Consider the following 11479-nt stretch of genomic DNA (forward strand, 5'->3'; position numbering starts at 1 on the left):
GGCAGAAAGTCGTTTTTTATGCTGTTGAAGAAATAACAAGTGATGATATTTTGGTATTGTTGTTGCCAATCACAAGGATAATCATGCTGGAATAGCATGATGAGAAATTTCATCTTATTGCTATTCTTGATCAATTTGGCTAATTATAAACGGCTTATTGTTTCTGCTTCTGTTATTATTCCCTTGTTCAATATTCTGTGGGGGATGAATATGAAAAAATTGTTAGTAATTTGTTTGTTAGGATTTGTATTCGCTGGTTGTGATAGCCAACCTAAGATTGATGCTTCTAATGAAATTTCGTTGAAAGCATCCATTGAGAAAGTAAGAGATACGCTACCTGATGATAAAAAAGCGAAGTTTGATGAATCAATTCAATCGGCTATGTTTAATAGTATCGATTTTAATGACTTGGTTAAATCAGGAGCTCATGGTGACATGAAGGAATCGAAACAAAAGTTTTATAAGTTACTGGATGGTAAAACCGCTGACCAATTGATAGCTGAAATTGAAAAAATTGAAGCTAAGAGATCAGAAAATGAATGATTCCTTCATAGGATTATCCGCATTAAACGGCAGTGAGGTGGAAATCTATGCCGTTTTTTTATGATCATCAATAACTTAAATGGAACTTAAACAAACCAATTTTCAATTTTGAATTATTACAACTATTGCTTATAATATGCGCCGCATTCTAAGTGCAGTATCTCGTTAGGCGAGGCTCCTATACAAACACAGGTTGCTGATCTCACGACGTCGAGAGACGCCCAAGATTAGGACAGGATATATCGAACCAAGGTATATCCCCATGTAACTTTCTGATAATTCAGGATACGTTGTATAGTGCTAAAACTGAGACGTAGAGATAGCTGTTGTATTCTCTCATCTGGTTTCGCCCCTATGTGAGTGCTGTTTGAAGTTCACAACAGTAATAGGGACCAACATCATGAAAACCACATCCCATGAAAAAATGGATGCATTAGCGATTGCTAGTCATTCTATTAATGAAATAAATGCTGATCAGCAGCGGAAACACCAACTGAAAAATGAAGAGACAACTGTCAGCGCATATATGAGCCAATGTTTCATTTCTGTATCTGTTGCTGATTCTGTGTTGTCGGTAAAGAGTAATTTGATTAATCAGCTTGAGGGTGAACAGATCCCAACTTATTTATATGTCATTGATGATGAAGGCTATCTCAATGGCATATTACCGGTGAAAGTGCTATTAACTGTAGCCGATGATTTATTTGTGTCAGATATTATGAGGCAAAGCTATTTTTCCGTGTCACCGGAGCAGTCGCGTCATGATGTTTATAGTTTGATAAATCACAGTGGCATGGATAGTGTTCCAGTTATTCATTTTGGCAAATTAGTTGGGGTGCTACGACCGCAGGATATTGCTGAGCTGATTGAAGATGAAAATACGTTGGATGCTCATTTGCAGGGGGCTACTTTACCTCTGGATCAGCCTTATCTGAGCACCAGCCCAATAACATTATGGCGTAAGCGTGCCGGGTGGTTATTATTGCTATTTGTTGCAGAAGCTTATACTGGTGCTGTGCTTAAAGCATTTGAAGATCAATTGGAAGCGGCAATTTCTCTCGCGTTTTTCATCCCGTTATTAATAGGAACGGGGGGCAATAGTGGGACACAAATTACTTCAACCTTGGTCAGAGCAATGGCACTGGGGGAAGTGAGTTTGCGTAATTTAGGGGCAGTGTTACGTAAAGAGATTTCTACTTCATTTTTAGTTGCGGTAACGATAGGTTTTGCTGCTCTTATCCGTGCCTGGATATTAGGTGTCGGTATTGAAGTGACGATTGCTGTTAGTTTAGCCATCATTGCCATCACCCTCTGGAGCGCTATTGTTTCTTCCATTATTCCGATGGTATTGAAAAGGCTTTCTATTGATCCGGCTGTTGTATCAGCGCCTTTTATTGCCACGTTTATTGATGGTACCGGCCTGATTATCTATTTCGAAATAGCGAAATTAGTGATGACAGAACTCGTTTAAAATCACCAATAAGATGCCCATATTTATTGGGTATCTTATTGATTAATAATGATTTATTATGAATTTTTATCTCTAATAGTAATTAAGGGTTTTGGGTTTGCTATTAATGGCATGGGATCAAAGAATGTTTTTTAATATCTTTTTATTAGGGGTGAAAATAGGATTTTTATTTAAGTTAACTTCATGTTTTATATATTTAATATTGGATTTTATTATCGGTAAATATGAATAAAATGAACGGATTTAATATAGTAAAAAAATATATATAATAATTAAAGAAAATAAATTATTTTCTGTTCTAATGAATTGATTTATTGCATTTGTAATTAATTTATATTATTTCGGTAGGATTCTAAGTGATTTATTTTTTAATTTAAAATTTATTTGTAGCGATAAAAGAGGCGTTTTTTTGTTATATTGAATATGCCTGAGGTTTTAACAAAATAAAATTCTGCTTGTACCTCAGGCATGATCAATAACGCACGTCATAAGATCAACTGCATCCGCAGCAGAAGCCTTTTAAGTTAATAAAAATTTCTCAGGTATATAGTGATAAAGATTATTGACTCGACAATATTCTTCTAATTGAAGAGTGGAGTTAATGTTTATTTTATGATATATCCTGTTTATATGGTTTTCAATTACACTGGAACCAAGATTCAATATTGTTTCAATCTGTTTTCTTGTGTATTTCTGTAAGAAAAGGAAAATAATATCCCATTCACGCTCAGTAAAAAGATCTGTCGGTGGTTGGAGTAAAATAGATGAAGGAAGTTTATTATGATATTGATACAGACTCGTTAATGAATAGTCTTTCGCTTTCCAACAATGATATATTATACCTATACAACTTCCATCATCATGATAAAAAGGCATCTTTTCACAAAAATAAGATGATAGAATTTGTTCTTTACCAAATACATGTGTTTCAAGTGAGCATATTCTTTTCCCTTGTTTCATTACTTTTTGATCATGATGAATATATTTCTTTGCAAATTCAGCGCCATTCCAGGGGAGTTCATGATCATAAAGCCCACTGTAATCAAATGATGGTGAGAAGTTTTTGATAGAACTTAACGCTTTATTACCATAAATAAAACATGAAGAACTATCTTTTATTCCCCAAGGTTCATTACTTATTTCCATTGTATTGATAATCTGAGATGATATCGTACAGTTCTTCATAAAAACTCCTTGATAATTTGAAGATTAAATAAACATTCTACTCTGGGATTCTCTGGTGTTTTCTGGGATATAGCAATAAAATTGACTTTTTTCATAATAATTTTCTAGTTTTATGTATTATGACGGACTAAATTGCTGTTTATCATATTTAAAATAACGGGTTATATAGTAATACCTGCCAATCTGTTAGTTCAAAAGTACATTTATTGGTTAATTTATTATCTTACACGTTCAGATTCATTCCAAGGAATTTCATGATTATAAGGCTTTCTGCAATCAAATAATTTCTCAATATTATAAGGAAATTATTTTTTGCTGAATTACCGTAAATAAAATATGGAGAACTATTTTTACGCCCTACGGTTCATGGCTTCTTTCCCATATGTTAATGAATTGTGGAGTGATATTTGACATAAGGTGCATTATTGAATATCTATCTATTTTGATGTAATTTTTTATTATAGAAGAATTAAGTATAATGTTTAAATAGGATTGGTTACTTAATTATATCCTTAAATTTCCGGTTTTTTAGATAAACAAACATATTCCATACGAGTTTTACTTACTTTATCTTTAAAAATTTTTTGACACTTGGCAATGGATTATAAGCAAGACCAGAAAGTGGTACACAAGTCACATTTTTACACTCCATGAAACCGGTTACATGAACAGCAAACTCATCTCACATTCCATTTGAAATAAATTCATTACTCTATACTTCCGACTATGAGGGAATTCCCTTATAGAATGAATAGCTGTCCTTGCTAATTATTGAAATATTTTTCTATATTGAAGGCCATATATGAGTAAAATCACCCCTCAGTTAACAAATATGTGGGATAAAAGTCATGAATCATGGTTTGTAAAAGATAAGAATCTTCGTTTTATATATGCAAATAAAGTATTTATCAAATTAAGTCAGTTACCTGAAGATTTTGATGTCATGGGATATTCTGCTAAAGAATTACCTACACCGTTTAATTGTCTTGCTCACCTTTTTGAAAAACATGACCGTAAAGTCTTACAGTCTATGCAACGAATATCATCTATTGGGGCTGATTTGCAAAGCAATGATCAACGATTTCAACCCTATTTTTGTGAAAAATATCCACTAATGGATGAAAGTAACCAATGTATTGGAATAATTTGTCGCATTAAAGAAATAAGTCATTTTTCGGTAGAAAATTATATTAAAAATGCCCCTTCGATATCCGTTAGGTTAAGACCACCTAACGATATACTGACAGAGAAAGAGTGGATGGTAATTTTTTTATTCTGCCGAGGTATCAGCAATCAAGGTATTGCTAATGAAATGAACATTTCATGCTGTACCTTGGAAAGGTATTTTAAAAGTATCTGTGAGAAATTATCAATTCGATCAATTATTGAATTGAAACTTTTTTGCGAAAAAAATGATTATGATCTCTATATTCCACCAAAATACCTTAAATCTATGAACTATTTCCTACTATATTGAAGGCAATAGCTGTGTTCCAGCTCTTCTGTCACTTAATCAAGAGGGGGGATTTAAGTGACAGAGAGACATGACTTTTAATAAGTTAATGGTATGAATCGGTTTTCTAGCCCATTTTCTGAGCCAGATCAAGGATTTCATCGTCGGTATATTGAAAGTCCCATTATGTTCATACTCCCAACTGTTCTTATTCTATTGTTAAACCGTTCACTCAATATTATTAAGATAAGCCCAATTCACATTATTCACTTGAAATAAGGTGTACAAATCCTTTCATGATAATCTGAATAAATTGAGATATAATTCTTCTTCATATTTATTTTGCATAACTGCTGAGGAGAAATTATGGCCACAATGAAAGACGTAGCCCATCGAGCTGGAGTATCCGTGGCCACTGTAAGCCGTGTTATTAATAATACCGCTTACGTCGATCCGGGCACTCGTGAGCGTGTAGAGAAAGCCATGCGTGAGTTCAACTATCATCGTAATTCTGCCGCACTTGCATTAGCGAAAAGGTGTGGGAATATGTTGGGTTTACTCACCGGCAATTTGGCTGATCCTTTTTTTTCCCTTTTGGCTCGCGGGGTTGAAAAAGTTGCTCGGCAGGAAGAAGTAAAATTGATGGTTTGTAGTGGCGGGTATCAAGCTGAACTTGAGAAATCCGCCTTAGATTTTTTAATTAATCAGGGATGCGAAGCAATAGTAGCGCATATTAGTAGGATGAGTGATGTAGATGTATTACGCTATGCAGCTCATACACCAGGATTGGTGATTATCAATCGATATTTCCCTGCTATCGCCAACCGGTGTATCTGGTTAGATAACGTCAGTGCTTCTCAGATTGCTACTAACTATCTTCTTCAAAACGGTCATCGAAAAATTGCTTGTGTAACGGCAGATCTACCGATTGATAATAGAAGGCTCCGCCTGGAAGGGTATCAGGCTGCAATGGCTAATGCGGGTATCACAGTACCTAGCAATTGGGTCATTAGTGTTCCATTCAACGAAAAAGGTGGAGAATTGGCAGCAGAAAAGCTCTTAGAAAGTGGCATCGACTTTACCGCGGCAGTAACATTTAATGATGTCATGGCTGCCGGTATGATGCGATCCCTACATCAACGGAAAATCAAATTACCGGAGCAACTGTCGATTGTTGGGTTTGATGATATTGTCCCGGCCCGATATCTCTATCCCCCCTTAACTACTGTACACAATCCAATAGAACGAATGGCTCAGCGGGCGGCTAATCTGGCATTGAAACTCAGTGCCAAAAAAGAAATAACCCCACAGATGAATATGTTCTCAGCCGAACTTGTTATCAGGGATTCCGTTCTTTTAATCGAATAATAAAAAGCATCGCACATAAGCGTAAAAGCGATATACAGATCACACTTCGCATCTCATGAAACCAATTACATGAACAAGTAATATCTATCACATCTCATGTGAAATAAATTTATTATCCTGTTTCAACAACCCACCTGAAACTGGAGTTTTTATATGGATGATAAAAAAAAGCTTAATCTGAGACTCGCTATACTGCCAATTGCGGCAATGCTCTTACTGCTAATTATTGGATATGGTCAACTGAATTTACGCATCGAATCCCTATTACTGATATCAGCAGGAATAGCAGCTACTTTAGCGTATTGGCAAGGCTATCGCTGGAATGACATTATCGATGCTATTGTGGCAAAGCTGGCTAAAGCGATGCCGGTGATGATGATACTGATTTGCGTCGGCGGGTTAATTGGGGCCTGGATGTTCAGCGGAACTATACCTTACATGATGTACTGGGGGTTAAAACTGATTAGCCCTCAATACATACTTATTACCGCTTTCTTTATCACGAGCGTTATTTCAGTTTGTACCGGTACGTCATGGGGAGCGGCCGGAACAGCGGGGGTTGCCCTGATGGGAGTCGCCGCTGGCCTTGATGTGTCTTTGGCCGCGGCAGCCGGAGCGGTTGTTTCAGGCGCGTATTTCGGCGATAAAATTTCACCGTTATCTGACTCAACTAATTTCGCCGCTATCGTTGCCGATACTGATCTTTACAGCCATGTTCAACATTTGATGTATACCACTATTCCCGGCTTTGTTTTAGCCGCTATTGTTTATTTTATTGCTGGTCATACAAGCTTAACAGGTAACGTGGCAACACCGGAAAAAGTCACAGAAATCATTCAATCTCTTGAAAGCCTGTATCACTTCAATTTATTGCTGATTTTGCCGCCAATATTGGTTTTGTGGGGAGCAATAACAAAACGTCCGGTGATACCCGTCATGCTTGCTGCCTGTGCATTAGCTATTGTACTTGGCATAGGTTTCCAAGGACTCACCCTTAAACAGGGCCTTAATGCGTTGATAGATGGTTTCAATCTCTCGATGTTCTCTGATCAGGGACACAACATCAGCGGAGTCGTTAGCGATGTTTCCCGTCTGCTCAATCGGGGGGGGATGTCATCAATGATGAAGACTATCCTGCTTGCATTTTGTGCATTCACCTTCGCCGGTGCTTTAGCACTTACTGGTGCTTTGACTATCATTATTGACCGGCTGCTACAAGTTGTTCACACAACCGGACAACTTATTGCTGCAACATTGGCAACAACTATTCTGGTAACGGGCGCAACCTGCAACGGAAAATTGGCTCTCCTCATCCCGGCGGAGCTGTTTAAAGGGGCTTATCGACGCATGGGACTGGATAATAAAAATCTGTCACGAACAATAGAAGATGGCTGTACTGTTATAGAACCGTTGCTCCCCTGGACTGCTGCCGGCATTTATATGGCGACTACATTGGGTGTCAGTACGCTTGAGCTACTGCCTTGGGCAATCCAGTGCTATGCTGCGGTCTTCTTGGCTCTCATCTATGGTTTTACTGGTTTCGGTATCGCAAAAATCACGCCGGAAAACTCCCTGAATAAAAAGGAAATCCAAAGTGGAATTGCCTGATTTCAACCAGATAATCGATCGTTACAATACAAGCTCTGTTAAGTGGGATTTTTTAAATCGTCACTTGCACTTAAATAAGACTGACCTGTTGCCAATGTGGGTGTCTGATTTCGATTTTCAATGCCCGGAAGAAGTCTTGCAAACACTCTACTCCCGAATCGAACATGGTATTTTTGGTTATAGCGAACGCGACGATCTCTATTACCAGGCGGCAATAGACTGGTTTTCAAGGCGCCATAAACTGACCTTGTGCCGCGATTGGTTTACGTCGATAGAAGGCGTCATACCTGGATTGGCTTTGTTGATACAAATGCTCAGTAAACCGGGGGAAGGTGTTATTGTACAAGGGCCCTATTATGCTTCATTCGCCAAAATTATTACTATGAATGGCAGAATGATGATTGAAAATCCGCTTCTTGAAAGCTCGGAAGGTTATAAGATTGACTATGCTCATTTAGAGCAAATGTTAGAACAACATAGGCCGCCTTTGCTATTGCTATGTAATCCACATAACCCTACTGGTAGATGCTGGAATAGTGACGAACTGCTCCAGATATTAATGCTTTGTAAAAGGTACGGGACGACGGTAATTTCCGATGAAATTTGGGCTGATTTAATTTTGCCTTGGGGGAAGTTCACCTCAATACTACATCTGGGGAGTGAATGGCATAGCAATATTATTGTTGCTACCTCGGCAAGTAAAACATTTGGACTTTCATCACTCCGTATATCAAACTTTCTCATTCCAGATCCCGAACTTCGACGTTCCTTTATCGATCGGTTGAATGCTCATGGATTAGATGTATTCAACGTTCTATCTATGACTGCGGCGACAGCAGCATATCAACATGGAGATATATGGCTTGATAAACTACAGCATTATCTGGCAGAAAACCGTTGCTGGTTCGAACAGGCTTTAACGTCTGCCGTTCCTTGGTGCCGAATGACCAAAGCGGAAGGGACATATCTGGCTTGGTTGGACTGCCGTGATTTAAGTCTGGATGATGACACTTTGCAACGAGCCTTATTACAAAAAGCAAAAATAGTCGTTTCAATGGGATTGAGTTTTGGCGATCAAGGAAAAGGGTTTATCCGAATAAACTTGGGTTGTCCTCGTCAATATCTTGAAAAAGCAATCACTGGTTTAGTTCAGCTAACATCATAAACTAAAAAGGTATCTACCAACTATTAATGCAGAAAAAGAACTCACTATGGAAAATATCTTAAATTAGTCTGATTATATATCTTAACTGGAGTTTGATAACAAAGCAGGGCGTTAATAGCCCTGTTTTAATTCTATGATCATACCTGAAATTTTCCATGAGGAAAGTTTCAGGTAATGAACTCTATCTCATTGGTTTTATATGATAAGTTCATGTTAATTTTGAAAATGACAACTCATTTAAAATATCTGCTCGGCCATATTTCGCAAGGTTCACAATTTAAAGCGGTAGCAATTATCCGTTCGCCTTTGGGCCACGGACGGTGTAGCGCATTACTTAAGGTAGATGATGCAAGCCCCGCTTCTCTTGAAATAGTAGAAAGATTTGTTCCTTGTTTTTTTAATGCTGCAATAATATCAGCCGGGTGCCAGTCGTCTTTTATAATCATTCCTTATTTTCCTCTCAATTTGGTTATTCAAGGTGCTATGTTCATGCTCTCTTTTCAATTTGATATTTTTATATTTCTACAGCTTTTTCCCTGAGTCCGCACAGGAGCGGAATGTTAAAAAATAGCTGTACTAAGATATTAAACCCCCGCCAAGTACAGCCAAATATTCTCTGAATAGAAAATTGTCTAACGATAAAAAGGTCATAAATGAACTCTGATTGTTCAAAATTAAACTTTAAATGTGCAGAAATGTTCTTTTTAGATCGTTAAGGTATTTAAAAAGTTTAGTTATTTTTGGAAATGTTGGAAGCGGATGAAATACTTTAATGAATGTCTTAAGCTCTTCAGTTACAGGGAATGACACCAACTTAGTTAGCTCAGAGAATTGGTGTGCAAGGGGGTATATTTCAAAATTTCTAAATGATCACGCATCACACCTTGTCCATATCCATTGTAAAAATTACACGATCATTATCACCGAACCTCCTGTCATTGTTTACTCAGTTGTCTATCTTATAGACAACAAGACAATTAATTTTAATGAGTTGCTAGGTTAGGTAAATTCAATTTTTAAATATTTATTAACTGATAAAATCAATCATATAAATAATATTTTATCAAAATAATAACTTTTTTTATATTTTGTGGTATTTATAATGTTATCTTAAAATTAATAAATTGTACACTTTTTGACTGGATTATTGTTGTGATATATTATATGGTTAAGCTGTTTTAAATATAATTCAGATGACAATTAATTCAGATAATGCCTTAATGATAATTAAGTAGTTACTATGTCAAATATAATAAAGGAACAATAGCATGAATAATAAGTTAATTATTTCACCTCAAGTTATTAACACATTGGCAATCAGTAACGATCCTTGGGGAATAAAAGATAAGAATTCGTGTTTTATTTATGGCAATAAAGCGTTGAACTCCATTAAAGGTTTTTCTGATTCATTTGATTTCGAAGGATTTTATGATGATGAGCTTCCTTGGGATGGAGCTGAGTTTGCAAAAGAATATATTCATCATGATCAAAAGGTAATGAAAGAAGAAAAATCATATGTTTCACTCGAAACCCATGTTTGGGGGGGAGTAAAAACATTATCCTCTTATTTCTGTGAAAAATCACCTATTTATCATGAAAATGGTGATTGTCTTGGAATTATCTATCACTTGTGGAAAGCCCAAGATTATTCATTAACACGTTTATATCATGGAAAACTCCCTGCATCTATTATATTTCAACCACCGACCCATTTATTTACCCAACGGGAATGGGATGTTATTTTTCTCTCTTTACATAAATATACCAGTAAACAAATTGGTAGAATATTAAATATTTCCTACCGTACTGTTGAACACTATACAGCACAAATATATAGAAAGGTTGGTGTTAGGTCTGCTCGGCAATTGGAGGAATACTGTCGCTTTAATAATTATGATCTTTATGTACCAGAAAGATTTTTACGCCCTGAAAGCAGTATTTTTGTTTGAATCTCAAGCCCTGGCAATGCTCACAAGAGGAAATAGACGAACTGAGTTATCGTTATATGTCGTATTTACCGGAAAAGCGTGCATAACTTATTACGCAATAACCTCCTTTACTGTGCGTTTTAAGGAAGAAACGGCAGTAAATACCCTTTATTACCGCCTAAGAACTATCTATTCGTATATCTATGATAAGTGAGAAAAGAAGATATTTTATCATCACGAAAGCCCAAATTTTAAAAGCTACTACCATTTGTAATAAGACAAAAACGTGATGTAAATTACATAATAAAATTATTACGAGATTGTCACAGTTAAATATTAATCCATTAATAATAGTGCATTTTTCTTATTTCAGGCAGTCAAGCTGTAGACATGTCAGATCAACAACTCATTCATCAATAGGCACGTCAGGCAATTAGTGCCACCCCTTGCGGATGTTTCCGTCTGTGCCCGAAAAGGCGGTGACTACCAACACTTGCTATCTGATAGTTATCTCCCAATCCGCAATAGCATAGCACCTGTTCTGCCAACTGAGCTAAAAGTTATCATCCAATCTAATCAGAAAAGGTAATACCTCATCACAAATTAACGGTAATTGTCACATTAAAAGTAATTTCATACCGAAATCAATCATTATAAATGTGACATGCATCACATAATAAAAATAAAACAATAAAATTAATTTGAAATTATTAATGCTGGTTATTAAATGATTAATATTAATCTATTTTTTATACAAT

The 11479-nt window shown here is 36.3% G+C and carries 9 protein-coding genes and 1 riboswitch; of the genes, 7 read left to right on the forward strand and 2 right to left on the reverse strand.

Annotation, left to right across the window (positions count from 1 at the left end; all coding sequences use genetic code 11):
* The first annotated feature begins 210 nt into the window (after positions 1-210).
* Together BA1DRAFT_RS00800 and BA1DRAFT_RS00805 are read left to right on the forward strand one after the other, a co-directional pair.
* A complete protein-coding gene (locus BA1DRAFT_RS00800) occupies positions 211-543 on the forward strand; it encodes a DUF6694 family lipoprotein (RefSeq protein ID WP_036775377.1) in 333 nt (110 codons plus the stop codon).
* Positions 544-697: 154 nt separating this feature from the next.
* Positions 698-869, forward strand: a riboswitch (M-box (ykoK) riboswitch).
* 74 nt (positions 870-943) lie between these two features.
* Entirely contained in the window at positions 944-2014 is a 1071-nt protein-coding gene (locus BA1DRAFT_RS00805) for a magnesium transporter (protein ID WP_036775349.1), read from the forward strand.
* Between the two features lie 519 nt (positions 2015-2533).
* Here the strand turns inward: BA1DRAFT_RS00805 and BA1DRAFT_RS00810 are convergent.
* Positions 2534-3199: a PAS domain-containing protein gene (locus BA1DRAFT_RS00810; protein ID WP_036775350.1), complete on the reverse strand. Its 666-nt coding sequence runs from the start codon at positions 3197-3199 to the stop codon at positions 2534-2536.
* A gap of 802 nt (positions 3200-4001) precedes the next feature.
* On the opposite strand from BA1DRAFT_RS00810, the gene BA1DRAFT_RS00815 reads away from it, so the two are divergent.
* The 4 genes from BA1DRAFT_RS00815 (at position 4002) to BA1DRAFT_RS00830 (ending at position 8793) form a co-directional block, all read left to right on the forward strand.
* Positions 4002-4676, forward strand: coding sequence for a helix-turn-helix transcriptional regulator (locus tag BA1DRAFT_RS00815; protein WP_036775352.1), 675 nt, complete (start codon positions 4002-4004; stop codon positions 4674-4676).
* Between the two features lie 342 nt (positions 4677-5018).
* Positions 5019-6020 carry a LacI family DNA-binding transcriptional regulator gene (locus BA1DRAFT_RS00820; protein WP_036775353.1) on the forward strand — a complete coding sequence of 334 codons (1002 nt, stop codon included), beginning with the start codon at positions 5019-5021 and terminating at the stop codon, positions 6018-6020.
* A gap of 153 nt (positions 6021-6173) precedes the next feature.
* On the forward strand, positions 6174-7628 hold the full coding sequence (gene nhaC / locus BA1DRAFT_RS00825; protein ID WP_036775356.1) for a Na+/H+ antiporter NhaC: 1455 nt from the start codon (positions 6174-6176) through the stop codon (positions 7626-7628).
* Positions 7615-8793 (forward strand): MalY/PatB family protein, encoded by a 1179-nt coding sequence (locus tag BA1DRAFT_RS00830; RefSeq protein WP_036775357.1) that lies wholly within the window; start codon positions 7615-7617, stop codon positions 8791-8793. Before nhaC ends, BA1DRAFT_RS00830 begins: the two co-directional genes overlap by 14 nt.
* Before the next feature lie 233 nt (positions 8794-9026).
* On the opposite strand, the gene BA1DRAFT_RS21565 is transcribed toward BA1DRAFT_RS00830, so the two are convergent.
* Positions 9027-9239, reverse strand: a complete 213-nt coding sequence (locus tag BA1DRAFT_RS21565; RefSeq protein ID WP_072164746.1) for a helix-turn-helix domain-containing protein — start codon at positions 9237-9239, stop codon at positions 9027-9029.
* 822 nt (positions 9240-10061) lie between these two features.
* On the opposite strand from BA1DRAFT_RS21565, the gene BA1DRAFT_RS00840 reads away from it, so the two are divergent.
* Positions 10062-10742, forward strand: coding sequence for a helix-turn-helix transcriptional regulator (locus BA1DRAFT_RS00840; protein WP_036775360.1), 681 nt, complete (start codon positions 10062-10064; stop codon positions 10740-10742).
* Positions 10743-11479: the final 737 nt, after the last annotated feature.

The sequence above is a fragment of the Photorhabdus aegyptia genome (assembly GCF_000612035.1).
GTDB lineage: Bacteria > Pseudomonadota > Gammaproteobacteria > Enterobacterales > Enterobacteriaceae > Photorhabdus > Photorhabdus akhurstii.